Origin of the sequence: Cryobacterium sp. TMT2-14 (assembly GCF_004402465.1) — a bacterium.
GTDB lineage: Bacteria > Actinomycetota > Actinomycetes > Actinomycetales > Microbacteriaceae > Cryobacterium > Cryobacterium sandaracinum.
On record NZ_SOFV01000035.1, the window covers coordinates 42,238 to 65,899 of the forward strand.

Genomic DNA, 23,662 nt, shown 5'->3' on the forward strand with positions numbered 1-23,662 from the left:
ATGAAGTCCTCCTCGTTTCGCAAAATCGCGGTGCTGACCGCCACCGCCGCCCTGATTCTGGTGGGCACTACGGCCTGCGGCCGTGGTGGCGGGTCTGAGGCGTCGGGCACCAAGATCGTGCTGGCCGTCTCCACCCTGAACAACCCGTTCTTCGTGGAACTGCGCGACGGCGCGCAGGCTGCCGCCGACGAGGCCGGCGTGCAGCTGAACATCGTCGACGCCCAGAACGACTCGGCCACGCAGGCCAATCAGCTCGCCACCGCCGCCTCCGGCAGCACCAAGGCCGTCATCGTGAACCCGGTGGACTCCGACGCAGCCTCCTCCGCCGTGAACGACCTCCTCAGCGCGGGTATTCCGGTCATCGGGGTCGACCGCACGGTCAACGGCGCCGACCTGAACTCACTCGTCGCCAGCGACAACGTGGCCGGTGGCCGTCAGGCTGCCGACGCCCTCGCCGAGGCCATGGGCGAAACGGGCAGCGTCATCCACCTGCAGGGTGTCTCCGGCACCTCGGCCAGCCGTGACCGCGGCCAGGGCTTCGAAGAGGGCATGAAGGCCTACCCGAACATCACCGTGGTCGCCAAGCAGACCGCCAACTTCGACCGCGCCGCCGCGCTCGACGTGACCACGAACCTGCTGCAGGCCAACCCCGGCGCGACCGGCCTCTTCGCTGAGAACGATGAAATGGCGCTCGGCGCCATCCAGGCGCTCGGGTCGCGGGCCGGCACCGAGGTCGCGGTCGTCGGCTTCGACGGCACGGCCGACGGACTCGCCGCCATCGAGGCAGGCACCCTGGTTGCCACCATCGCTCAGCAGCCGGCCGAACTCGGCAAGCTCGCCGTTGAACTGGCCATCAAGGCCATCGCCGGCGACACGATCGAGAAGACCGTTCCGGTCGAGGTCGTCTCCGTCACGAAGACGAATGTCGGCGACTTCGCCAAGTGAGTTACTCCGCCAGCACGGTCGTCGTCGTCGGGTCGATCAACGTCGACCAGCTGATCACCATCGAACGCCACCCGCTGCCCGGTGAGACCCTCATCGGAACGTCGATGGAGTTCCTCCCCGGAGGAAAAGGAGCCAACCAGGCCGTCGCGGCCGCCCAGCTGGGTGCCGCGGTGAGTATGGTCGGCCTGGTCGGCCGGGATCCGCAGGCCGAGGTCGCGACTGCGATCCTGACCCGCTCCGGAGTGAACTTGTCGAATGTGCGCGCGGTGGACGGCCCGACCGGCCTGGCACTCGTCACGGTCGCCGCCGACGGCGAAAACACCATCGTGATCATCCCCGGCGCCAACGCACTGCTGGGCGCGGAGGCCGTTGAGGCCAGCGCGACCGTCATCGCGGAGGCCGCCGTGGTGGTGCTTCAGGGTGAGATTCCCGCGGAGGGCATCGTGGCGGCAATGCGGCTGGCCACCGGCCGGGTGGTGCTGAACCTGGCGCCCGTGATCGAGCTGGATGCCGCGAGCATCCGTCGGGCCGACCCGCTGGTCGTCAACGAGCACGAGGCTGCCCTCGTGCTCGCGCAGCTCGCCCCGAAAATGGTCATCCCCACCGAGGACGCCGAGCTCGTCGCCCGGCTCCTCGACTGGGGCGTTCCCTCGGTCGTGCTCACCCGCGGTGCGAAGGGCGCGATCTGCGCCGACCGGGACGGTACCCACAGTCTGGCGTCGCCACGGGTCGTTGCCGTGGACAGCTCGGGCGCCGGCGACGCATTCGTCGGCGCCCTCAGCGCGCAGCTCGCGGCCGGGTCGAGCCTGTCCGAGTCCGTGCGCCGGGCCGTGCGCGTGGGTGCCTTCGCAGTGCAGTCGCGCGGCACGCAGACGTCGTATCCCTCCCTGGCCGACGAGCTGCCGCTGGTACGCGCATGAAGCGCCGCGGCATCCTGAACGCCGACCTCTCCGGCGCCCTGGCCCGCCTCGGGCACACGGATGTCGTTCTCCTCGCGGACTGCGGCATGCCGATCCCGGCCGGCGTTCCCGTGATCGACCTGGCGCTTGTGCATGGTGTGCCGCGCTTCGAGCAGGTGCTCGACGCCCTGCTCGAGGAGATGGTGTTCCAGCGCTGCGTGGCCGCGGAGGAGTCGAAAACCGCCCCCGCCGGGGTCTGGCTGGCCGACCGGTTCGACGCGATCGAGTACATCAGCCACGCCGAGTTGAAGGACCTGTCGGCCTCGGCGAAGCTATTCATCCGTTCGGGGGAGGCGACGCCGTTCGCGAACGCGGCGCTGGTCTGCGGCGTCTCGTTCTAGACGTCTCGTTCTAGGTGTCTCGTTCCCGAACGAATTGGTTCACACCGAACCCGGTTGAGCTACGGGTGACGGATGCCCCGGCCGGCCAGCACGGCCCGGTAGCCCTCGCGGTAGGTCGGATAGCTGAACGTGAAACCCGTGCCCAGCAGCAGCTGGTTGCGGAGGCGTTTGTCGCCTCCGCGCTGGCTGTCCCGCGGGACGGGCCGAGTGGGCGCGGCAGTCGTTGTGCCGGGAGCGCCGGGTGCCTCGGGCTTAGGGGCCGGCAGTCCAAGCTCCTCGGCAAGGAACGCCAGCACCTCACCGCCGCGCACCGGCGCGCTGTCGACGCCGAGATAGAGGGTCGCCGGTGCTTCCTCCCGCAGCATCAGGTGCACGATCGCGGCCGCGGCATCATCCCGGTGGATGCGGTTCGTGTGGCGGGCCGAGGCCGACGCGGTGGTGCGGCCGCTCCGCACCTGGGTGATCAGGCGCTCCCGGCCGGGGCCGTAGATGCCCGACAGGCGGAAGACGACAGCCGCGGGGATGCGGGCGTGCAGCATCCGTTCGGCCTCGAGCAGAATGGCGTCGGTGCCCGGCCGCGGGTTGGCCGGCGTCTGCTCGTCGACCCAGCTCTCGTCGGACACGTCGTAGACGGCGGTCGACGACACCAGCAGCACGCGGCGGGGCGTGACGCCGGCCTCGTCGAGCGCGTCGAGGAGGTTCTGCAGACCGTCCACGTAGGCCGCCCGGTAGACCGCGGGGCTGGGGTTGCCCGCGGCGATCGCCACGATCACGATCTCGGTGTCGGCCGGCACGACCGGCTTGTGCGCGCTGAGGTCGACGGACTGGCCCTCGATACCGGCGGGGAGAACGGCCGCGTTGCGGCGCAACCCCACCACCCGGTGCCCGAGCGCCGCGAAACGCAGGCCCACCTCCGTGCCGAGGTCCCCGCATCCTGCAATGAGTACCTTCATCTCGCTCCTCTTGTCTGCTTCCAACGCTAGCGGCACTCTCTGAACGCTGACAGTCGACGCAGTAGGCTCGGTGGGTGAGCGAATCATTCCGCAGCATGCTGCGTTCCCTGCCGGATTTTCCCGTCGATCTGCCGATTTTCGACCCGGCGTCGGCGCCACTCGACCCGGCTGTACTGTTCCGGTCGTGGCTTGATGAGGCCCTCGCGGCCGGGGTTTCCCAGCCGCACGCCTTCAGCCTGGCGACCGTCGGCGCCGAGGGCATGCCGTCGTCGCGCATGCTCATCCTCAAGAATCTCGACGCCGAGGGCTGGCACTTCGCCACCTCGCGGGCGTCGCGCAAGGGCCGGGAGCTGACGGAGCATCCGTTGGCCGCGATGAATTTCTTCTGGTCGGCGCTGGGCCGCCAGGTGCGCGTGGTCGGCCCGGTCGCCGAGTTGTCGACGGATGCCTCGGCGGCCGACTGGTCCGAACGGCCCGGCGCCGACGGATCAGAGAACCCCACCTGGCAGCTGTACGCCCTGCGCCCGGTCGAGGTCGAATTCTGGCAGGCCGACCCCGGCCGCCGGCACGTGCGCCACCGCTACCTGATTCCCGCCGAGGGCTGAGCGCGCTCGGGCTGAGGGGGACTACTTCCAGCGGCGGGCGGACCCGGTGAGGAACTGCACATAGCCGACCAGTGACGCGTAGGAACACAGCACCTGGTCGCCGAGCAGATAGGCCAGGTAGCCGAACCGGTTGCGTCGCATTTCCAGACCGAGCGGACCGAAGACCCGGCGGCTCTGGAACATGCGCAGACTTCCGTAGATCACCAGGGTGATCGGAAGCACGGCCAGCGCCCAGATCGAGACCACGGCCGTGTTGCCGAAGACGGCGAACAGCACGAGGCCGGGCACCCAGAACAGCCCGTCCACTCCTGCATGCGGGTGGGCAGGTTGATGCGGGAGTTGCGCACGAGAACCGCGCCGGCCACGGCAACAGTGTCTGCCGGGGCGGATTCAAGCCGGGAGATCAGGTGGCGCGGGGCCTTCCGGTGCAGCAGCGTGTCCGCGTCGACCGTGATCAGATAGGGCGTGGTCACGTGGGTCAGTGCGGAGTTCAGCGCGTTCGACTTGCCGGGGACAGGTTGCCGCACGACCAGCAGGTCCACGTCGGATTCGATGGCGGCGACGTTGGCGAACCGCGCCGTAGCGTCATCGGAGCCGTTGTCGGCGAGGATCACCGTCACCTCGCTGGCGTAATCGTTCCCGCCGATGCAGCGGATCGCCTCCCGGAGACCGTCCTGCTCGTTTCGGGCGGCCACGATGATGGTCAGGGGGGTGACCGGATCGGGGACCCGGAACGGCGGCTGGCGATCCAGCAGGAGCGACAGGCTCGGAAACGCCACCACGAAGCCAGGCAGGAATGCCACCAGGGAGACGATGATCCACGCCGCCGGTTCGCCGGTCAGGCGGGTCAGGTCCTGGATCCACGGCAGCGAGATCCAAACGGATGCGTCGGTCCAGCTGAGCGCGAACAGAACGGACAGCCAGAACTTCACGGCGACGGAGAGGCAGAGCCGGCGCCCGGGCGTCCGGTGGAGGGCAGCGGGCTCAGCGCACGCTGTCGGCGATGCCGGCGGTGCCGGCGCGGTTGGAGCGCGGGCATGTGAGCCCCAGGTGCGGGCTGTGTGACTCACGGCTGCGGCATCTGTCCCCCGGGTTGTTACTACAAACGTACGCCGCGACGGGCCCGCTGAGGAGTTGCCGAAGACACCAGTTCGGAGAGCTAGAAGTCCTCGTAGGTGAAGGCCTCCTCGGCGAGAAGCTGGGTCCAGGGCTCCGGTCGTTGGGAGCGGACTTGTTGCAGCGTGACGGTCGAGTTCGGAGTGATCAGAAGCGTAGTCAAGAACCCGGCGGAATTGATCACATTGATGAATCCTCCACCGCGCTGCACCGCGTCGGCCACGGAGGTTTTCCATGCTGCCAGGTCATCGTCGGTGTCGACAACGTAACGGTCGCCACTCACGGTCAGACGGTACTCGTTCATGGAAATAGACCCTGTCTCTCAGCGGACCCTGAAGCGCCACGTGGTGGTTCAGCAGAGATCGGACGATGCCCTAAGAATTGGCGTCGGAGAGTAATATATAGCGATCAGTTTGAATTTCAAACTATTTTATGTTGGAAGATGATGCACGTCGTCGATAGGGTGGAGGCGGAAATGTGCCGCAGATCCAGCTGAGTACTTTTCGTTGATGTCGGGAGGAAACCATGTTCAAGGAAAGTGGCTCCGTCCAGGTTCTCGAGGGTGTTGCTGCTGCGGTGGTCGTTCTGCTTCGAGCGCTGGACAAGACGCGTGCCGGGATGGCGGCGAAGGATGGCTTCACGGGTTCTGAGATACGGGTTCTTTTTCGAATTTCGGAAGCGGGCCGGGTGACACCGAAGATTTTGGCCGGTTCCACGGATCTCTCGATGGGTGCGGTCACCGCGATCTCTGACCGGTTGGTCGCCCGGGATGTCGTGCGCCGAGTTGCCAACCCGAATGACCGGCGGAGCCTGTTCCTGGAGCTGACTGCGACGGGCGAGACGCTGATGGATAGCATCTACGGTGATTTTCGTGCACGGATCGGCGAAGCTCAGAGGAAAATGTCGTGTGCTGAACAGGAGCTGCTCGAGGCGCAGCTGCTGAATATCGCTGCGGCGCTCGGCTACGACCTGGAAGAAAGACTTGCTGGAACTCAAATATCGGTCGTGAAGGCTTCTTGAGCCTCCCGTTTCGGACGTGGCGGGGTACGTTCGGAAAATGACTTGGCCACGTTTGAAAAGGAGCAGCAGCGAGAATCGCAGGAGGGATTGCCATGCGTGATCAATTCGCGGTTGCCGAAAAGGCATTGTCCGCTTTGACAGGCAGCGAGTCCCGTCTGTTCGAGCCGTTCCTGGGGGTACTGCCAGTGGATGGCGTGTCAATCTCGACGTTCGGTGACTTTCTCCCTGATGAGACAATCTCGGCGAGCGACGCCCAATCGATGCGGCTGGACGAGCTGCAATTCGATCTGGGCGAGGGTCCGAGTTGGGATGCTCTAGAAACCGGGGCGCCGGTCTTCGAGCCGAACATTCGCGAACGACCGAACCGGGTTTGGCCGGCGTTCTCGGAGGCAATCATCGCCGATGATCTGGGCGCGCTTTTTGCTTTTCCTTTGTCGTTGGGGCCGTTGCGCATCGGGGCGATCGACCTGTACACAAGTCGGCCCAGTCATCTCAGTGATCTGAATATCCAGCACACTGCAGCCCTCGCGACCGTCGTCAGCCGGCTCGTTCTCGCCCGTGCCATCCGGCTGTCCCAGAGCGACATTAAGGGTGAAACCGACACGCGCAAACAATTCTCCCGACGTGAGGTGCATCAGGCCACAGGCATGGTGCTGGCCCAACTGAGGATTTCTGCCCTGGACGCCCGTCTGATCATCCAGGGCCATGCCTTCGCCGTCGGCCGATCTGTGCAGGAGATCGCGGAGGAGATCATCGACCGGCGATTGACTTTTGCGGTGAATGAAAACCAGATCGAAGGGTCTCATGATTGATGAAACGAGAGAAGACCGCCTGATCGAAACGTTCGCGACCCTAGCTGACACCCTGGTTGCCGGTTATGACGTGGTGGAGCTCCTCCAGACACTGGTGGAGAGTTGCGCCGGGCTCTTCGATATTGCGGCGGCAGGTATTCTCTTGGCCGACGAAAACGGAGAGCTCGAAGTTGTCGCTTCCACCAGCGAAGCCAGCAGGCTTGTCGAGGTGATGCAACTGAGCGCTCGGGCGGGCCCGTGTGTCGAGTGTTTCATCACCGGGTCGGTCGTGTCCCTGCCGGACGTGGAGGACAGCCCGCTCGCGTGGCGGCGGTTTCGGGACAGTGCCAGGGAGCAGGGTTTCGCTGCGGTCCATGCGATTCCGTTGCGGCTGCGTGAGACTACCATCGGCGCCCTCAACTTGTTGTCCACTGTTCCCGGCGCCCTGCGTCAACAGGATGTGCGCGCGGCCCAGGCGTTGGCCGATGTGGCCACGATCGGGATTCTGCAGGAACGCACGCTCCGAGAAAGCAACTCGGTGCGGGAGCAATTGACGATTGCGTTGAACTCCCGAGTCCTCATCGAGCAAGCCAAAGGCGTGATCTCGCATTCCCGCGGAGTCTCGATGGAGGACGCATTCGCGTTGCTGAGGAATCACGCTCGCAGTAACCACTTGTTGTTGTCCCAGGTTGCTCAGGGGCTGGTCGACCAGACCCTTGTCATCTAGGCGGGAGACCCCCGCGCCTCTCAGAGCGCCTGAATCCTCCAGGAGCGCGAAATTCCCTGCTTGATTTCTGTGACGAACACCCTCTGAAATACGACTACATGTTAAGAGATTCTCGCTGAAGACAGATTCTGTCTCGGCGGGACACGCTCCGATCGCGTCCACTCCATCGATTCTCCTGTGACGCGGCTGAGCGAAGTCGTCCTGACTCTCTGAGGTTCATATCTGTATCAGTAGAGGAGATATCAACATGGCAACATACGATTCATCCGGTCTAAACATGAATCGAAACATCGACGACCACGGCTCCGATGCTGCGGTATCCGCGGGCGATGGGGCGACCAACCGCCACGAGGTCGCCGACCGTGATAAGGCCGTCGGCCGCGACGAGGCCCGCTTCGGCGGGATCAAGTGGGGATCGGCTTTCTTCGGCTGGCTCACCGCCACCGGGACCGCGGTGATCCTCACCGCCCTGTTCGCTGCGGTCGGAGCCGCAGTCGGCCTGGGCGGGGCCGATTCCACAGACCAAGCTGCCGGAACTGCTGCCGAGAACGCCGGCACCATGGCACTGGTCGGAGCGATTGTGCTCGCGGTTGTGGTCTTCGTGTCATATTTCTGCGGCGGCTACGTCGCCGGTCGGATGGCCCGCTTCAACGGAATCAAGCAGGGAATCGCGGTCTGGGTCTGGGCGATCGTGATCGCTGCCGTCGCCGGGATCCTCGGGGTCATTGCCGGCGGTGAACTCAACGTTCTGGGGAACCTGAACAGCTTGCCCAGCATCCCGCTCAATCCGGACGGTCTCACGGCAGGCAGCATCATCACCGCGATCGTCATCGTCCTGATCAGCCTCATCGGCGCAATCGTCGGCGGACTCGCCGGCATGCGGTTCCACCGCCGCGTCGACCGCGAAGCACTCGGCCGCTGACGGCCAGCACCTAACACTCATATCCAACACCTGCACCGGGCGGCTGGGCGGGCGCAGGTCTGCCCAGCCGCTACCGCACTCTCGTACCCAAAATTTTAAACAGAAATGAGACCGCCATGGCGCGCCTGCTGAAGTACATCCCCGTAATCCTGACCGTGGTCACCAAGTACCTGCGCAGCCCGCAGGGGAAGGCCGCGATGCAGAAGGTTCGCACGTCGCGCCGCCGGCCGAAGAACGTCGGCAGTACCCGCCCGGGATACTGAAGAAATCCGTCTGCGCCGCGACCACCGGCCCTGCACCTGGCAGACGCCGCTGACGGTGACGAAAACTGGGAAGAAGCTGAGACAGTCGACAGCGGTCGGCACTGGAGCATCGCCGGCACCACCTCGGCGGGACCGGCCGACGGCTACTGAGTCCTTGATGCGAGGGGCCTGACAGCCGTGAGGGATCGTGGATTTGGGTTCGCGGCGGTTGTCCGCGAGGTCTGGCAGTGACTCTCCTCGAACGAATTCGACGGAGATTCTGCCCAAATCGCCCCCATAGAGCCTGAAATTGCAGTTTTCCGGCAGATTCTCCGTCGAATTGGTTCAACACCGGACACGACGCTCCGCCTGGGCTCAGCCGCGTCCACTCGGTGCAGTCAGCTCTGACTTTCCGGGAGCGACTCCACCAATCGAATAGGGTCCGCTCACCTACGCCTCGGTCACCTGGCCGTTGTCCACCCGCCAGTGCCGGTCCGTGTGCACGTTGGCCAGCATCCGTCGGTCGTGGGTGACCAGCAGCAGCGTGCCCTCGTAGGACTCGAGGGCCTGCTCGAGCTGCTCGATGGCGGCCAGGTCGAGGTGGTTGGTGGGCTCGTCGAGCACCAGTAGATTGATGGCGTGCGCCTGCAGCAGCGCCAGGCCGGCACGGGTGCGCTCGCCGGGGGAGAGGTCCGCGGCCGGACGGTGGACGTGGTCGGCCTTGAGGCCGAATTTTGCGAGCAGGGTGCGCACCTCGGCCGTGGACAGAACGGGCACGAGTTCCTCGAAGCTGGTGGCGAGGTGCCGGGTGCCATCGAGTTGGGCCCGGGCCTGGTCGATTTCGCCAATGCTGACGCTGGCACCGAGGCTGGCCGTGCCGGCATCCGGAACCTGATGCCCCAACAGCGCGCGCAGCAGCGTGGACTTGCCGGCCCCGTTCGGCCCGGTGATGCCGATGCGCTCACCCGCGTTGACCTGCAGCGACACCGGGCCGAGGGTGAAATCGCCCTGGCGGAGCACCGCGTTGCTCAGCGTGGACACCACCGAACTCGAGCGGGGCGCGGACCCGATCGTAAAGTCGAGCTGCCACTCCTTGCGCGGCTCGTCGACCTCCTCGAGGCGCGCGATGCGGCTCTCCAGCTGCCGCACCTTCTGCGCCTGCTTCTCGCTGGACTCGGCGGATGCCTTGCGTCGGATCTTGTCGTTGTCGGGTGCCTTCTTCATGGCGTTCCGCACGCCCTGGCTTGACCATTCGCGTTGGGTGCGGGCCCGGCCCACGAGGTCGGCCTTCTTCTCGGCAAACTCGTCGTAGTGTTCGCGCTTGTGCCGGCGGGACGTTTCGCGCTCCTCCAGGTAGGAGTCGTAGCCGCCGCCGAAGACCCGGTTTGCCCCCTGGACGAGGTCGAGTTCGAGCACGCGCGTCACGCAGCGCGCCAGGAACTCACGGTCGTGGCTGACGAGCACGACGCCGCCGCGGAGGCCGGTGACGAAGGACTCCAGGCGTTCCAGGCCGTCGAGGTCGAGGTCGTTGGTGGGTTCGTCGAGCAGAACGATGTCGAAGCGCGACAGCAGAAGGGCGGCCAGTCCGACCCGCGCGGCCTGCCCGCCGGACAGAGACGTCATCAGGGTGTGCTCGGCGAGCTCGGTGCCGAAAGTGAGACCGAGGCCGGTGAGCACCACGGGCATCCGTTCATCGAGATCGGCGGCGCCGCTGGCCAGCCAGCGCTCGAGGGCGGCCGAGTACACGTCGGCCGGGTCGAGGCCGTCGGGTCGCGGGCTCGGTGATGCATCGCCGAGAGTGGATGCCGCGTCGTCCATCTCGAGGGTCGCCTGGGCGCAGCCGGTGCGCCGGGCGATGTAACCGGCCACGGTCTCACCGGGCACACGCTCGTGCTCCTGCGGCAGGCAGCCGACGAAGGCATCGGCCGGGGCGAGGCTGACGGTGCCGGACTGCGGTTCGGACAGGCCCGCAAGCAAGCTCAACAGCGTGGACTTGCCCGATCCGTTCACACCGACGACACCCACGACGTCGCCGGGCGCGACGGTGAGGTCGAGGGAAGCAAAGAGTGTGCGGTGCGCGTACCCGCCGGTCAGGCCCTTGGCCACGAGTGTTGCGGTCATTCGTCTATTTTCTCAGACTGGCACTGCGGTTGCGCGCGTCACGGCGTGCTGCGAAAGTCTTCAAGAAGAGCGGCTCGACGGATGCCGACGGATGCAGACGGCGGCTCAGGCTGGTACCGGTTCCGCCTGCCTACGGGTCCGAGCGGGCGCCTGTGCTCGGGCTCCGGACGGAGCCTGAGCCTGACCCGGAACAACAACGGCCTCAGCGGCAGCCGGCACGAAAGCCTGAGCCGAAGTCGCAGCGGGTGCGAGGGTGAGGATTCGTTCCAGGAGCAGCGTCGCGGCGTTTCGCCGGATGGACAGCACGACCCGGGCCTCGTGCGGATTCTGCCCGGCAGGCCCCGCGGTGACAGGCCCCCCAGCCGCCGCCTCCACCTTGGCGAAGTGGGTCTGGCCGTGGCGCGGGCCGGCGCTCATGTCCACGCAGATGCGCAGGGTCGGCGCCCGCTCGGCCTCAAGAGCGCCGGTTGCGAAGGCCGCGGCGATGGAGGTATGCAGGGCGAAACGCCGCGTGCTGAACTGCGTGCCGCACTGCGTCAGGCAGGTGCCGAGCATGGCGGCCAGTGCCTGCTGGGTCAGCCCCGAGGCCGAGGCGAGTGCCCGCCGGTGGGTCTCGTCGAAGGTGTGCGGCGCCGTCGCGTCGAGCGGGACCACGGTCACCGGCCAGCTGGCCGCGAAGACGTCCGCGGCGGCCGTGGGGTCGGCGGCGATGTTGCCCTCGGCGAATTTGCCGACGTTGCCGGGCGCGAAGACGGCGCCGCCCATGATGGTGACGCGACGCACGAGCCGGGGAAGTTCCGGGTCGAGGTAGAGGGCCTCGGCCAGGTTCGTCAGCGGGCCGACCGCGATGACCTCCAGTTCGCCGGGATACTCGTGCGCCAGCCGGATCAGCAGCTCCGTGGCGCTGTCGTCGACTGGGTGCCGCCGCGAGCGGGGCAGCAGCACGTCCCCGATCCCGTTGCGGCCGTGCATGTGGGCGGTCCCGCGCCGGGAGATCCCGCTGACGGGCTCCCAGACGCCGACCGCGACCGGGATATCGTCACGCCTGGCGGTAGCGAGCAGGCTCAGGGTGTTCACCGCGGCGACGGCCGGGTTGACGCATCCGCTCACCGTGCCGATCCCGACCAGACGGATGCCCGGTGTCGCCAGCAAGAACGCAAGCGCCATCGCATCGTCGATCCCGGTGTCGCAGTCGAGGTAGATCGGGCGGGGGTGGGGAGCCGTCGTGGGAGTCATCGTTGACCATCCGTTCTCATGGTGCTGGTTCAGGGGTTCAGAAGCGGTGCGGGAGTTCATGCGGCGGGGCGCAGAATCAGGGAGGCCAGGAAGGATGCCAGGGTGAGACCCGCGGAGATCCACAGGGCCGTCTGGAAGCCGGCGACCGTGCCCGCGGCCACGACCGGGGCGACGAGGGCGATGCCGATGCCGATGCCGATGCCGAAGCAGGCGCCGTTCAGGCCGGGCAGGGCCCCGCGCGCCTCGGGCGGCGAGTTGAGCACGGAGACGCCGTTGACCGAACTCTGGAACAGGCCGAGGTAGAAGACGCCCATCACGATGAGCAGGCTGAAAACCAGCCAGCGGTCTATCGCGAACACGGCCAGGCCGACCGTGATCAGGGTGATGACGCCGCTGCTCAGCCGCAGCGCGGTGATCCAACCGATCCGCACGGCGATCCAGCCGGAGAAGATCGCCGCGGTGACGCCGACGAACGCGGTCGGGGTGAGGTAGAGCAGCGCCGACATCGAGGCGGAGAGCCCGTAACCCACCTGATTGTTCTGGCTGAGCAAGACCACGGTGAAGTTGAGCGCGGAAAAGACCCCGGCCAGGGTGAGCACCGTGGACAGCAGGAGCGGCCACACCCGGCGGGAACGCAGCGCGTGGATGGGAATGAGCGGCCGTCGGGTGCGCCTCTCAACGAGCACGAAGACGACCGCGCTGACGACCGCCCCGACGAGGTAACTGAGCGTGAGCGGGTCGGCCCAGCCTGACGACGACGCCTGCGAGATCAGGCTCGTGAGCAGCACTAGAAACAGGGACAGGATGCCGGCACCCCACCAGTCCATTGACCCGTCCTGGGTGCGCGGATCATCCTGCGGAATGAAGAGTGCGACGCAACTGATTGCGACCAGCCCGAGGCCGAGGGTGAACACGAAGAGGAACCGCCAGCCGATGGTGTCGGTCACGTAGCCGCCGAGAAAGCCGTCGACGCCGAACAGGCCGCCGTTGACCGAGGTGATAATGCCGACCGAGATGCCGAACAGGCGGCTGTTCAGGCGCTCCGAGAGTAGGAGGAAGGAGATCGTGAAGGTGGCGTTGGACGCGCCCTGCAGCACCCGGCCGAGCAGTAGCAGTGGGAGGCTCGGTGCGAGGGCGCAGATGACGGTGCCGATCAGCAGCAGCGTCAGTACGATCACGAGGCTGCGCTTGCGGCCGAGGAAATCGCTCCAGCGGGAAAAGACCATGCCGAAAACGGCGCCGGAAAGGAAGAACACCGACTGCACCCGGGCGACATCCTGCATGCTCTCGCCCAACTGGGCGCCGACGGCTGGCAAGGCGGCGGAGAGGAGGGTGGCATTCAGCTGGAACGTCAGGATCGCCAGGACCAGCGTGCCGATCAACACTCCGGGAGCCCGGGGAGCGCGGGCGCGCCCCATTACGGGAGCGGCTTCGGAGGAAAGCACGAGCATGACACGACTCCTTCATTGGAGCAAACACAAGGTCGACACGCTCAGTGTACATGCTTGTTATACAAGTACGTGAGATCACACGATAGGCTCGACTCACCGACCAGGGGAGAACGAATGGATCGACGCACGGAGGCGGCCCTGGCAGGTCCGCTCGAGACCAATGGAAGTCTGCCGCTGCGGGTGGCGGTGTACTCGCGCATCACCGAGGCGATCCGCAACGGATCCCTGCCGATCGCCTCCCTGCTCCCATCGGAGTCCGAGCTCGGCACGGCGATGGGCGTCAGTCGCACGGTCGTGCGGGAGGCCCTCATGCTTCTCGAGGAGGACCGCTTCGTGCGCTCGCGCCGGGGCATCGGGCGCTTCGTCGCCGACCGGCTGCCTCACCTCGGGCTGCAGAAGATCCGTCCGATCGAGGAGCTTCTCAGCGAGACCGGACCGACCGTGCACGTTCGCCGCACCCAGACTGCGCTGCAGTCCGCGTCGCCCGCGTTCACTGCGGACGCCATCGGCATCCGCACCGACGAGGCCTCATGGTTTCTCGAGAGCGTCATCACCCGGGAGGGTGCACCAATCGCCCTGATCCAGGAGCACGTGCCGGGAGACCGTCTGAGCCGGCTCGGCGGGGCGGTGGTGGCGGCCGTGTCCGAGGCAGGCGTCGACGCGAACGCCCAGGGGGACGCGGGAGCTGCGGGACGCAGTGCGCTCGCCGCGCTGATCGCGGTGCTCGGTCCGATCTTCGGGCCCGGCGAAACCGACATCACGCTCGGTGTTCCCGGTGCCACACGCGGCAAGCTGCTCGGGCTGCCCGCCAGCAGTCCGGTGCTCATCCTCACCCAGACTCTCGACCACGACGGGCGCCCGTTCTATCTCTCGAAGGCCTTGATCAACACCGACTTCGTGCAGCTGACGATCAGCCACGCGGTGCAGTCCTGAGCCGGGCCGCTACCGCAGCGCCGAGATAGTCATCGAGATCGCCTTGAAGTTCGCGATCCGCTGCTCGTAGCGGGCCGCGAGCACGATCAGGATGACGCCGCCCACGCCCAGCCACAGCCACCACGGCACCGCGCCGTAGGCCAGCGAGATCCAGGGCCAGAGCTGCGCCACCGCGTGCAGCATCAGCACGATCGCGCCGATCACGAACGGAGCCTGCAACTTGCGCACGGCACCGACCACGATCACCACGGTGGCAACGAGGCCGAGGCCCACCACCCGCCAGAGCGGGCTCTCGGTGATGTCGAGCAGCACCGACGGAACGAACAGCACGAGCAGCCCGGGAGCAAGCCAGCGCCGGCTGCGCGCGGCCGGCGTGACGTCGAGGTGCAACCAACCGGTGGCCAGCAGGGCGATGGCCAGTGGAACGCTCACGATCTCCACCGTGGCCGGCGCCGCGTACGCGGACCCGGCGACCACGGCGCCGCCGCCAGCCCCGATCGCCACCCAGGCGACCATCCGGCCCAGCCGGCTGTCGTCGTACCAGAACGCCGCCAGGTGCAGCGCGGAGAAAGTCCAGACGAGCAGGATCACCCGGATGGTCGCCAGCGGCTCGTAGCCGAGTGCGGCCACCTCGGCCGCGAGAACCCCGACGATCGCCAGGACCAACAGGACGTAACCGAGGCGCAGCGCGGGGGCATCCGTCGCTTCGCTGCGGCCCGGGCCGGTACCCTCATCGGTGCGCCGGGTGACGGTGACGAGACCTGTGCCGACGGCCGCCAGGATCAGCGCCGAGGGCAGCAGCCATGCCTCGAGCCGGGTGTCTGGGCCGTTCGGCGCGAGCTCGAGCAGCGGCTGGATGCGGGATGCGGCCGTGAGCACAACCGTGAGCACAACCGTGAGCACAACCGTGAGCGCGCCGACGCCGAGGGCCGGCCAGGCGAGGGATGCCCAGCGCGGTTGGACCAGGAGGAGCGCCCCGCTGACGGCGAACGCACCGCCGATGGTCAGGGCCAGCACGGGGCGGAGGAGATCGCCCGTGCCGCCGACCACCGCGCCGGGCAGCAGGGCCAGGGCCAGTCCGGCCTTGATCCAGCGGGCCCGCACGGCGACCGGCGCCTCGGTGTCGGCCGATCGCGCGCGCCCGGCGAGCACCTGGCCGACGACAATAGCGAGGCCGAGCGGCACGGTCACGAACTCGAACGGTTCGGTGGCTTGCGTCCCCACGGCGCTCATCAGGGCGAACCCGGCCAGCCCCGCCGCAACCCAGCCGACGGCCATGGTCAAGGGCACGCGCAGCCGCCACGCGGCCAGCACGTGCACGACCCCGAGGGCGAGCACGAGAACGGATGCACGCACCGCGGTCACGGCGGCGTCATCGGTCATATCGGCCCCGGTGAATGCGGCAATCTCGGCCGTCGTCACGGTCGCCAGCGCCAGCACGAGCAGCGTGATGCTCGCGATGGTGCGCGGACGGAGGGTCGCTGGGTCGGTGCGGGCGCCGATCAGGAACGCCCCCGCCGCCGCGGCAGCGAGCGGGAACAACCAGCATTCGAGCCGCGCATCGGGTGCGCCGGGTGCGCCGAGCACGCGCATCAGCTGCACGATGCTGGTCACCAGGAGCCCGATTGCTCCGCTCGTCCAGGCGGCGGCAAGGTACGCCGATCGTGATGGCCCCCAGCGCGCGGCGGCAGAGCCCAGCAGCAGCACGCCGCACGCCGCGGCCATGACGATCGGACGCGCGGGCGAGCCGGAGGCCGAGGCGAGCGCCAGCGGCACGATCGCCACGAGCAGGCCGGCCAGGGTGAGCAGCGCCGCGGCCGGGCTTGCCGCTGCAGCCCGAGGAATGCGGCCGAACCGGCGGATCAGCACGGCCAGGACCAGCAGCATGCCGGCGACCGGGAGCACGTACGGCTCAGGGGCCTCGGTGCCGACGCGGTTCAGCCCGACCCAGAGGCCGGCCGTGCCGAGCAGCAGGGCGAGCCAGCCAAGATGGCGTCGCGGTGACCGGGAGCCGAAGAGCCCGTCCGGGGCGATCGCCGTGACGAGGGCGGTCGCGCCGACCAGCAGCAGCACGAGCCAGGCGAGGGGGCTCCCGGCGGCGAGAGTCAGGAGAGTGCCGGGAACCAGAATCAGGCCCGCGCCGGCCTCGAGGGCGAGCCGGTCCGTCCGCCCTTGGGTGTTCGAGGCCGTGTCACGTGCCCCCACCGTGTCGAGTACGAGGCCGAGGGCGCAGACGAGTAATGCCGCGGTCGCGACGGCGATGCCGTCGACGGGCGCGGGGGCATCCGTCGTCTGCCGCACGGACCAGATCAGCGCGAGCAGCGTTGGCGCGGCTGCGCCGAGGGCCACGACACGCTCGATCCGTGCGGTGCCGGAGTAGACGTGCAGCCGCAGCCAGATTCCGATGGCGCCGAGCAGGATCACCGTGGGCACGACCGCCAAGGTGGGGGAGCCCAGCAGCAGCGCGGCGCGAACGCCAGCCGGTAGGGTCTCCGCGAGACCGGTGACCGGCAGGGCGACGGCCGCCACGGTCGGGGCCAGCAGTGCCCAGAACGCCCAGCGGCGCTCGGTGTCGGTGAGGATGCGGCCCGCGGGGAATGACACCGCGAGCTGCAGCAGGGCGGTCGCGAGTGCGAGGGCGCGCAGGCCGTCGACGATGAGGGCCGTTTCAGAGGGTGAGGCCGCCAGCGTCAGGGCCCACGGCGTGACGACGGCGGCGACGAGCGTGAGCAGGGCGGCCCCGGCCAGGAGGATGCCCCGGCCGGCGCGGCCTTCGTGCGCCCCGGCCGCGCCGGACTAGAGCCGGTGCTCCGCCAGCCAATCCACGAGCACCCGATTGAAATCCGCCGGGCGTTCGACGCTCGGCAGGTGGGCGGTGTCGCGGAAGGTGAAGCCGGTGACGTCAGGGAGCGTCGACAGGAGGTACTCATATTCGGCGAGATGCGGGGTGATGTCGAATTCACCAACCGAGACGAACGCGGGTACCTCGATGTCGCTGACCTGGTTGAAAGTGGGCGGCTCAAGCGGAATCGGCGTCGGGGACTCTTCCGCATGCACGGCGTTGACTCGGCCCAGCGCGTAGGCCGTGGCCACGAATTCGGGGTCGAGGTCGGCCTCGGTGCGCAGTGGGCCGAACGCCCAGAGCGCCACCTCGAGTCGCGCCAGACGGTGCCAGTCCTGAGCGTCGAACGCGGCATCCAGTTCGTCGAACCGGGAGTCCTCGAGATCGGTCAGTTCAACTTCGGGGAATCCGCTGGGCCCGGCTCCGACGGTCACCAGGCCGTCCACGCGGACGGGGCTCTCCGTAGCCAGGTCGATGGCGGTCCCGCCTCCGCGAGAGCACCCGATCAGCGTGGCCGACGCCACCCCGAGGTGGTCGAGAACTGCGAGGGCGTCCGCACGCGGCGAGAACTCCACGTTCTCGGTGGTCGTCTGGCCGCATCCGCGGCTATCGAAACGGATGACGAAGTGGCCGGCAGCCAGCGCGTCGATCTGCGGGTCCCACATGCGCAAATTGGCGATGCCGGCGTGCAGCAAGAGGAGTGCCGGTGACGATACGTGGCCGGCTGTCTCGTAGTAGAGCGACGCGCCCGGAACGGTGAGGTGAGGCATGATTTAGCGTAGGCGTGCGGCGGGCGCCGCGGCAAGGGAATTACCGTGAGCGCACGAATCTGTGACCGCTGAATACCGGCGACCCCAACCCGGGTGACGGGTATGCAGGTGGACAGATTGACATCCATCGGGGCAAGAGTCACATTCGATATATCGACGCCGATCGATTAGTTGGTTGTCTGCCGTTCTGGGCCACGACGTGGCCCCATGAATTGGACCCACGACCTGGGACCAGTGGATCAACCCCATGGCGATCGCCCCAGAGTCGCGCGACGCCCCCATCAATGCCCCGTTCACTGCGCCGGGACTGAGCCGGCAAGTCCGAGGACTCGTGTGTCCGGGTTGCCCCGCGAACTCCTGCTCGCTTCGCGTGGCCGAAAAATACGAGGAACACCATGAACGCGTACATCACGACCACCTCTCCCCGCGACGGTGATTTCGGCATGCCTATGGCCCATCCGGCAGGATGGGCCATAGGCTCTTTCAACCCAGAGTCGTGCTGAGGGTGTTGTCTATTCCAGGATGCCGCAGGCGGCCGGATCCGTTGCTTCTGCCGGCAGGTTCGGGTCGAGTTCGCTTGCACCTCGGCTGAAGTCATACTCGCCGTTGCCGTTGTAGTCGACGCCATGGATCACGACGACGCCTTCGCCCTCGCGGATGGAATCAGCGATCTCTTTCGCCGTTCCTGTTCCGCTGGGGCCGGGGTATCCGGTTCCCCCCACCTTGGTGATGTGGAGATTGTCGCGGCTGTAGTGGTAGCTGCCGCCCTCAGACACCGGGAACCGGGTGACGTCCAGCAAGCTGGCCGGTGAGGTGTCCCCTGTCGTCGTCAGTGAGACGACGACCGGTCCGTAGGCGGGAATCCCTTCCACGGTGTTCAGGCGACCATCACCGTTGCTGTCCAGTGCGATGGTGGGGCACTCTTGCATCGCCTGGTTGCCGTAGTGAATGTGCTGAGCGTGCGGGGCCTCTGGCATCAGCCCGGAGGCGTGCACTTCAATGTGCTTGATCTTCTGGTTGCGAACTGTCGCGGTTGCAGTTCCGGATGCCCCGGATCCGTTGAGTTCCGTGAGGTTCGCGGTCAACGTCACCGTTTTGGGGGTGCGTTCGGATTGCGTGGTCTGCGCTTGAGCTGCTCCGGATCCGAGTACGGCTGCGGCGAACAACGCAACAGTCGAAACTCCGAGAATCCCGATGGAATGTCGTTTCACGATTTACTCCTTGGTCAGCGGTCAACGAGGAATTCCCGTTGATCATTGGTGGTTCGGAGCGGACAGTAATGAGGTTTGGTCATGTAGACAAGGCCGGGTGCGTGTCGGTCATCCGATTCGGTCTCGGAGAGACGACTTCCTCGTCGCAGGTTTGCCGGTCCATCCACAGGGTTCGTGAACTAAGGTTAGCCTTGCCTCAGTGTGACTGCGGGGGCAAACTTCGACCAGAGACAGCCGTGCGCACCGACAAAACATACGATGCATTCCCGCCCGCAAGGATATGCGCGGTAGAACCACTGAGGAGCACCCGACGCGACCCGATGGGCGGTCTTGAGGCCCTCCGACTCCTCTCCGGCGATCCGTCCGCGACTGCCCTCGTGACCGCGAATGGAACCATAAACTACGCCGAACTGGACGAACTTGTCCGTGACCGGCGTGAATTATTGGGAGACGGCCGCCGACTCGTCATGGTGTCGTGCGCGAACGCCCTGGAGCCCCTGGTGACTTATCTCGCCGCGCTCGCGGCGGGGCATCCAGTTCTCCTCGTCGCAGGCGACGGGGACGAGCCGAGCCAGGAGCGGAACAGGAACGGGCTCCTTGAGCGTTACGACCCCGACGTGGTTTTGGCGCCCGTCGGCGGCGAATGGCGTCTGGATGAGCGACGCGAGGGAAGCCGGCACACGTTGCACCCTGAGCTGGCACTGCTGCTCAGCACCTCGGGCTCGACAGGATCGCCGAAACTCGTTCGGCTGTCACGCGAGAATGTGCGCAGCAACGCGAGAAGCATCGCCGACTACCTCGCCCTGACCGAGCAGGACCGGGCGGCCACAACCCTGCCGATGCACTACTGCTACGGCCTCTCAGTCGTGAACAGCCACCTGATCTCCGGGGCGAGCCTGCTCCTCACCGAGCGTTCTGTGGTCGAGTCTGCATTCTGGAACGAGTTCGACGCGGCAGGGGCCACCTCCTTCGCCGGCGTTCCCTACACCTTCGACCTTCTCGATTCGACCGGATTCGCTGGGCGCCAACATTCGAGCCTGCGCTACATCACTCAGGCCGGCGGCCGGCTCGGCCCCGACCGGGTGCGCGATTACGCCCGGCTGGGGCAAGAACGTGGATTCGACTTCGTCGTCATGTACGGACAGACAGAGGCGACCGCACGGATGGCCTACCTGCCGCCGGAGTTGGCGGCGACCCGGCCTGAATCCATCGGAATCCCGATACCGGGCGGGCAGTTCCGCATCGACGACGCCGACGAGCACTCGGTCGGTAACCTCGTGTACACCGGGCCGAACGTCATGATGGGATACGCGGAGAGCCCGGAGGGACTCGCCGCTGGACCGACAGTGGGGGATCTGCGCACCGGCGATCTAGCCCGCCAGCACGACGACGGACTCTTCGAAATCGTCGGGCGGAGCAGTCGCTTCGTCAAGATATACGGCCTGCGGATCGATCTCGACCGGGTCGAACGGCTCCTTGACGACGACGGCGTCGAAGCGAGGGCGGTGAACCATGAGGAACGCCTTGTGGTCTTCGTGCGAGAGCGGTGGGCCCTCGGGCTCGTCGCGCCGATCGCCGCGGAGGCGCTTGGCTTGCCCGATCACAGCGTCCGGGTGCACCTTGTCGCGGAGTTCCCCCTGACGTCCAGCGGCAAGCCAGACACCGCGAGCCTGCTCCGGGAGGCGGCGCTCCTCGAGCGCAAAGCCCCGCTGGTGGATCGCAGAGGGACCGTGACGGCGGAGAATATTCGGGCGCTCTACGCAACCCTCCTCGACCGCCCGGATGCGGTCCTGGACGACAGCTTCGTCGCGCTGCACGGCGACTCGCTCAGTTACGTCGAGGTCTCGGTGCGGCTCGAGCAGATGCTCGGCACGCTCCCCAGGGACTGGCCCGCGAAATCGGCCCGGGAGTTGGCCAACCGCCGAACCGCACCGTCCGGGGCGCGACCCCGACGGTCGCTGGCGCGCATGGAGACATCCGTCTTGCTGCGGGCTATCGCCATCGCGCTCATCACGGGGACGCACGCCAACCTCTTCCACATACAGGGCGGTGCTCACCTGCTGCTCGGAATCCTGGGCTACAACCTGGCCCGATTCCAGTTCGCCGATGTACCTCGGCCGATGCGGCTCGGGAAGCTTCTGCGCAGCGCCGTCCAGATCTTCGTCCCGGCCGTGCTGTGGATCGGTGGAGTTGGCCTGATTGGAGGGATGTACGAACCCGCGACGGTCTTCATGCTGCACAACCTGCTCGGCGGCGACGAACGCTGGACGGTGCAATGGCAGTACTGGTTCCTGGAATCCGTCGTGTGGACGATCCTCGGCCTGGCGCTTCTCTTCTGCGTGCCCCAGCTCGACCGGATCGAGCGCCGATACCCCTTCGTCTTCGCGGCGTCCTTCTTTGCGGGGGCGCTTCTGCTTCGCCTGCTGCTGACCGGAGGGGTCGAGGCCGGGCCGACCGAACGGTATTCGCTGCCGATCGTGCTCTGGCTCATCGCTCTCGGCTGGCTCATCGCACGTTCCACGGACGTCACGCGGCGGGTGCTGAGCTCGGCGGTCGTCGTGCTCTCCGTTCCGGGCTTCTTCGGCGACCCGGCCCGCGAGGCGACCACGATAGCGGGACTGCTTCTTCTCCTCTGGCTTCCGGCCGTGCCCCTCCCGCGGATTCTGGTGCCGGTGCTGAGCGTCACGGCCTCGGCATCGTTGTTCGTATATCTCGTCCATTGGCAGGTCTTCCCGCTTTTCGGGAACGACGGACCGCTGCTCGCCACCCTTGCCTCCTTCGCGGTGGGTATCCTCGCCTGGCGAGGGTATTCCGCACTGAGCGCTTGGTGGACTCGTCATCCCGCGGTCGCAACCCGCACGCTTATGACCAATGTATTCGCGACAAGAACGTCGGCCGGTCGCCGGCGGTGACGTTGGGCTGGATGAGCGGGGCATAGTTCGGGGCGAGGTCGGGTGCGGTTAGGAATGCGGGAGACGTCGTCCCCCGATGAGCAGCCAGAAGATCATGGCGGTCTCGCCCGCGAAGCCGAACAGGCCGAAGGTCGGGGTGAAAGCGGGTGCCACCACCAGGCCGATGAGGTCGGCAATGTAACCGATGGCGGCGAGACCGATCAGGATTCCAAAGACCTTCGGCATGAAGCCGGAGCGGATCGACAGATAGGCGATCAGGAGGAGATGTACCCCGAACAGGCCCAGGGCGGTGTTCCAGATCGACGAGAACGAGTCGATGTCGGCCAGCGCGACTTCCGGGGTGTCGAGGTTGTTGAAGGCGACCACGAGCCGGCTGAGGGCGACCATGAACCACCCGGCGAAAGCGATTCTGATCAACCCGGCAACAGCGGAGACGACACGGCTGACGGGCTTGAAGAGCGCGTAGGTGCCGGCGGCGGCGGCGACGTCCAGCACGACGACGACACACAGCGCGCCGATCCCGGCGAGCCACAGCGCCGGCGAGGCGGAAATTGCATCGGTCGTCTTTTCCGCATCACCGGCGGTCACGAGGCCGTTGATGGCGATGAAATAACCAAAGATCGAGAGGAACACCATGGCCGTGAGGGCGGTGCCCGTTACGAGCGCTCCGGTTCGCTGCGACCAGCGGAAGGGGTTGAGTGTGGCAGCCGGCGCTGTGGCGCTGGGCGCGGGGTGGAGGTGAGTGGTCATGGCTCGTATCCTTACTGCATCTGTGGCTAAAACTTATGATGTATGCTTATGTTGTAAGTAAGATATATGTACGTGGTAAGGTTTGTCAACGGCTATGAGTGCGGGAGAGAGACTTGGCAGCAGCACGTGAAGCAGCACCCGCACCCCGAGCTCGTTTGAACCGCGAGCGGGTGATCGCTGCCGCCGTTCGCCTTGCCGACACTGAGGGGCTTGAAGCCCTCACGATGCGGCGTCTGGGCGAGGACCTGAACGTGAAGGCCATGTCGATCTATAACCACGTGGCCAACAAGGAGGACCTCATCAACGCCATGGCCGATGCGATCTTCAGCGAGATCGAATTGCCGTCACACAGCGATGAGTGGAAGCCGGCAATCCGAAAGCACTCGATCTCATTCCGGGATGTCCTCGCCCGTCATGCTTGGGCTACGACCGTTCGTGACTCCGGAACGAACCCGGGACCGGGCACCCTCCGGCACCACGACCGGGTGATCGGAACCTTCCGCAACGGCGGTTTCTCGATCGCGAAGACGGCCCACGCGTTCTCCGCTGTCGACAGCTATATCTACGGGTTCGCGATGCAGGAGAAGAGCCTGCCCTTCACCACGCCGGAAGAGACGGCAGCGATGGCCGCGATCATGCTGGCGCAGCTGCCCACAAGCGAGTACCCGTACCTGGCTGAACTCACGGCCGACCACGTCTTGAAGCCCGGATACTCCTATGGGGATGAATTCCTGGTCGGGCTTGACCTCATGCTCGACGGACTCGAGACCATGCGAGACACCGATCAGGCCTTTGAATGAATGAGGGCGTCATGA

General features: G+C 66.7%; 23 protein-coding genes. 12 read left to right on the top strand and 11 right to left on the bottom strand.

Annotation, left to right across the window (positions count from 1 at the left end; genetic code table 11):
- Genes E3O28_RS12425 through rbsD form a run of 3 tightly spaced genes read left to right on the top strand, consistent with a single transcriptional unit; the run spans position 1 to position 2,245 of the window.
- Complete coding sequence (locus E3O28_RS12425) at positions 1–945, top strand: substrate-binding domain-containing protein (protein ID WP_134416224.1); 945 nt, start codon at positions 1–3, stop codon at positions 943–945.
- The gene (locus E3O28_RS12430; RefSeq protein ID WP_104170698.1) at positions 942–1,865 is read left to right on the top strand and encodes a ribokinase; all 924 of its coding nucleotides are present in this window, start codon (positions 942–944) and stop codon (positions 1,863–1,865) included. The genes E3O28_RS12425 and E3O28_RS12430 overlap by 4 nt, the downstream gene beginning before the upstream one ends.
- Positions 1,862–2,245: a D-ribose pyranase gene (gene rbsD, locus E3O28_RS12435; protein ID WP_104100063.1), complete on the top strand. Its 384-nt coding sequence runs from the start codon at positions 1,862–1,864 to the stop codon at positions 2,243–2,245. Before E3O28_RS12430 ends, rbsD begins: the two co-directional genes overlap by 4 nt.
- A 59-nt stretch (positions 2,246–2,304) precedes the next feature.
- Here the strand turns inward: rbsD and E3O28_RS12440 are convergent, their stop codons facing one another.
- Positions 2,305–3,198: an NAD-dependent epimerase/dehydratase family protein gene (locus tag E3O28_RS12440; protein WP_134416226.1), complete on the bottom strand. Its 894-nt coding sequence runs from the start codon at positions 3,196–3,198 to the stop codon at positions 2,305–2,307.
- A gap of 74 nt (positions 3,199–3,272) precedes the next feature.
- Between E3O28_RS12440 and E3O28_RS12445 the strand changes: the two genes are divergently transcribed.
- The gene (locus E3O28_RS12445) at positions 3,273–3,803 is read left to right on the top strand and encodes a pyridoxamine 5'-phosphate oxidase family protein (protein WP_104100065.1); all 531 of its coding nucleotides are present in this window, start codon (positions 3,273–3,275) and stop codon (positions 3,801–3,803) included.
- A 21-nt stretch (positions 3,804–3,824) separates the two neighbouring features.
- Here the strand turns inward: E3O28_RS12445 and E3O28_RS12450 are convergent, their stop codons facing one another.
- The 3 genes from E3O28_RS12450 to E3O28_RS16400 all read right to left on the bottom strand — a co-directional run bounded on the left by E3O28_RS12450 (position 3,825) and on the right by E3O28_RS16400 (position 5,223).
- Positions 3,825–4,025, bottom strand: coding sequence for a hypothetical protein (locus E3O28_RS12450; RefSeq protein ID WP_134343181.1), 201 nt, complete (start codon positions 4,023–4,025; stop codon positions 3,825–3,827).
- Positions 4,004–4,735, bottom strand: coding sequence for a glycosyltransferase family 2 protein (locus E3O28_RS16395; protein WP_166784816.1), 732 nt, complete (start codon positions 4,733–4,735; stop codon positions 4,004–4,006). The genes E3O28_RS12450 and E3O28_RS16395 overlap by 22 nt, the downstream gene beginning before the upstream one ends.
- Positions 4,736–4,962: 227 nt before the next feature.
- Positions 4,963–5,223: a hypothetical protein gene (locus E3O28_RS16400; protein ID WP_166784817.1), complete on the bottom strand. Its 261-nt coding sequence runs from the start codon at positions 5,221–5,223 to the stop codon at positions 4,963–4,965.
- A gap of 221 nt (positions 5,224–5,444) precedes the next feature.
- Here E3O28_RS16400 and E3O28_RS12460 point away from each other — a divergent pair, with 221 nt between their 5' ends.
- From E3O28_RS12460 to E3O28_RS16405, 5 genes are all read left to right on the top strand, one after another.
- Entirely contained in the window at positions 5,445–5,939 is a 495-nt protein-coding gene (locus E3O28_RS12460; protein ID WP_134343179.1) for a MarR family transcriptional regulator, read from the top strand.
- Positions 5,940–6,031: 92 nt separating this feature from the next.
- Positions 6,032–6,751 carry a GAF and ANTAR domain-containing protein gene (locus tag E3O28_RS12465; protein ID WP_134416232.1) on the top strand — a complete coding sequence of 240 codons (720 nt, stop codon included), beginning with the start codon at positions 6,032–6,034 and terminating at the stop codon, positions 6,749–6,751.
- Positions 6,744–7,457, top strand: a complete 714-nt coding sequence (locus E3O28_RS12470) for a GAF and ANTAR domain-containing protein (protein ID WP_104100070.1) — start codon at positions 6,744–6,746, stop codon at positions 7,455–7,457. Before E3O28_RS12465 ends, E3O28_RS12470 begins: the two co-directional genes overlap by 8 nt.
- Before the next feature lie 277 nt (positions 7,458–7,734).
- Positions 7,735–8,379: a hypothetical protein gene (locus E3O28_RS12475; protein WP_104100071.1), complete on the top strand. Its 645-nt coding sequence runs from the start codon at positions 7,735–7,737 to the stop codon at positions 8,377–8,379.
- Between the two features lie 116 nt (positions 8,380–8,495).
- A complete protein-coding gene (locus E3O28_RS16405) occupies positions 8,496–8,642 on the top strand; it encodes a hypothetical protein (protein WP_166784818.1) in 147 nt (48 codons plus the stop codon).
- A gap of 429 nt (positions 8,643–9,071) precedes the next feature.
- Here the strand turns inward: E3O28_RS16405 and E3O28_RS12480 are convergent, their stop codons facing one another.
- The 3 genes from E3O28_RS12480 to E3O28_RS12490 form a co-directional block, all read right to left on the bottom strand.
- Positions 9,072–10,742 carry an ABC-F family ATP-binding cassette domain-containing protein gene (locus tag E3O28_RS12480; protein ID WP_134416234.1) on the bottom strand — a complete coding sequence of 557 codons (1,671 nt, stop codon included), beginning with the start codon at positions 10,740–10,742 and terminating at the stop codon, positions 9,072–9,074.
- A gap of 105 nt (positions 10,743–10,847) precedes the next feature.
- Entirely contained in the window at positions 10,848–11,978 is a 1,131-nt protein-coding gene (locus tag E3O28_RS12485) for a nucleoside hydrolase (RefSeq protein ID WP_104100107.1), read from the bottom strand.
- 56 nt (positions 11,979–12,034) lie between these two features.
- A complete protein-coding gene (locus E3O28_RS12490; protein ID WP_104100073.1) occupies positions 12,035–13,429 on the bottom strand; it encodes an MFS transporter in 1,395 nt (464 codons plus the stop codon).
- A 114-nt stretch (positions 13,430–13,543) separates the two neighbouring features.
- On the opposite strand from E3O28_RS12490, the gene E3O28_RS12495 reads away from it, so the two are divergent.
- Complete coding sequence (locus tag E3O28_RS12495) at positions 13,544–14,362, top strand: GntR family transcriptional regulator (RefSeq protein WP_134416236.1); 819 nt, start codon at positions 13,544–13,546, stop codon at positions 14,360–14,362.
- Positions 14,363–14,371: 9 nt separating this feature from the next.
- Here E3O28_RS12495 and E3O28_RS12500 read toward each other — a convergent pair whose 3' ends face one another.
- From E3O28_RS12500 to E3O28_RS12510, 3 genes are all read right to left on the bottom strand, one after another.
- Positions 14,372–16,966, bottom strand: coding sequence for a hypothetical protein (locus E3O28_RS12500; protein ID WP_134416238.1), 2,595 nt, complete (start codon positions 16,964–16,966; stop codon positions 14,372–14,374).
- A gap of 192 nt (positions 16,967–17,158) precedes the next feature.
- Positions 17,159–17,974, bottom strand: coding sequence for an alpha/beta hydrolase (locus E3O28_RS12505; RefSeq protein ID WP_134343175.1), 816 nt, complete (start codon positions 17,972–17,974; stop codon positions 17,159–17,161).
- A gap of 512 nt (positions 17,975–18,486) precedes the next feature.
- Positions 18,487–19,185 carry a hypothetical protein gene (locus E3O28_RS12510; protein WP_134401171.1) on the bottom strand — a complete coding sequence of 233 codons (699 nt, stop codon included), beginning with the start codon at positions 19,183–19,185 and terminating at the stop codon, positions 18,487–18,489.
- 320 nt (positions 19,186–19,505) lie between these two features.
- On the opposite strand from E3O28_RS12510, the gene E3O28_RS12515 reads away from it, so the two are divergent.
- Complete coding sequence (locus E3O28_RS12515; RefSeq protein WP_347232387.1) at positions 19,506–22,097, top strand: AMP-binding protein; 2,592 nt, start codon at positions 19,506–19,508, stop codon at positions 22,095–22,097.
- 48 nt (positions 22,098–22,145) lie between these two features.
- Here E3O28_RS12515 and E3O28_RS12520 read toward each other — a convergent pair whose 3' ends face one another.
- Positions 22,146–22,847, bottom strand: coding sequence for a DUF4386 domain-containing protein (locus E3O28_RS12520; RefSeq protein ID WP_134416242.1), 702 nt, complete (start codon positions 22,845–22,847; stop codon positions 22,146–22,148).
- A 113-nt stretch (positions 22,848–22,960) separates the two neighbouring features.
- Between E3O28_RS12520 and E3O28_RS12525 the strand changes: the two genes are divergently transcribed.
- The gene (locus tag E3O28_RS12525; RefSeq protein WP_198411577.1) at positions 22,961–23,647 is read left to right on the top strand and encodes a TetR/AcrR family transcriptional regulator C-terminal domain-containing protein; all 687 of its coding nucleotides are present in this window, start codon (positions 22,961–22,963) and stop codon (positions 23,645–23,647) included.
- The last annotated feature ends 15 nt before the right edge of the window (positions 23,648–23,662 follow it).

Excerpts from the sequence above, each read along its gene's own strand:
- E3O28_RS12425 (WP_134416224.1), top strand. The coding sequence starts at position 1 with ATGAAGTCCTCCTCGTTTCGCAAAATCGCGGTGCTGACCGCCACCGCC.
- rbsD (WP_104100063.1), top strand. The coding sequence starts at position 1,862 with ATGAAGCGCCGCGGCATCCTGAACGCCGACCTCTCCGGCGCCCTGGCC.
- E3O28_RS12440 (WP_134416226.1), bottom strand. The coding sequence starts at position 3,198 with ATGAAGGTACTCATTGCAGGATGCGGGGACCTCGGCACGGAGGTGGGC.
- E3O28_RS16400 (WP_166784817.1), bottom strand. The coding sequence starts at position 5,223 with ATGAACGAGTACCGTCTGACCGTGAGTGGCGACCGTTACGTTGTCGAC.
- E3O28_RS12460 (WP_134343179.1), top strand. The coding sequence starts at position 5,445 with ATGTTCAAGGAAAGTGGCTCCGTCCAGGTTCTCGAGGGTGTTGCTGCT.
- E3O28_RS12465 (WP_134416232.1), top strand. The coding sequence starts at position 6,032 with ATGCGTGATCAATTCGCGGTTGCCGAAAAGGCATTGTCCGCTTTGACA.
- E3O28_RS12470 (WP_104100070.1), top strand. The coding sequence starts at position 6,744 with ATGATTGATGAAACGAGAGAAGACCGCCTGATCGAAACGTTCGCGACC.
- E3O28_RS12475 (WP_104100071.1), top strand. The coding sequence starts at position 7,735 with ATGAATCGAAACATCGACGACCACGGCTCCGATGCTGCGGTATCCGCG.
- E3O28_RS16405 (WP_166784818.1), top strand. The coding sequence starts at position 8,496 with ATGGCGCGCCTGCTGAAGTACATCCCCGTAATCCTGACCGTGGTCACC.
- E3O28_RS12480 (WP_134416234.1), bottom strand. The coding sequence starts at position 10,742 with ATGACCGCAACACTCGTGGCCAAGGGCCTGACCGGCGGGTACGCGCAC.
- E3O28_RS12485 (WP_104100107.1), bottom strand. The coding sequence starts at position 11,978 with ATGACTCCCACGACGGCTCCCCACCCCCGCCCGATCTACCTCGACTGC.
- E3O28_RS12490 (WP_104100073.1), bottom strand. The coding sequence starts at position 13,429 with ATGCTCGTGCTTTCCTCCGAAGCCGCTCCCGTAATGGGGCGCGCCCGC.
- E3O28_RS12495 (WP_134416236.1), top strand. The coding sequence starts at position 13,544 with ATGGATCGACGCACGGAGGCGGCCCTGGCAGGTCCGCTCGAGACCAAT.
- E3O28_RS12505 (WP_134343175.1), bottom strand. The coding sequence starts at position 17,974 with ATGCCTCACCTCACCGTTCCGGGCGCGTCGCTCTACTACGAGACAGCC.
- E3O28_RS12515 (WP_347232387.1), top strand. The coding sequence starts at position 19,506 with ATGGGCGGTCTTGAGGCCCTCCGACTCCTCTCCGGCGATCCGTCCGCG.
- E3O28_RS12520 (WP_134416242.1), bottom strand. The coding sequence starts at position 22,847 with ATGACCACTCACCTCCACCCCGCGCCCAGCGCCACAGCGCCGGCTGCC.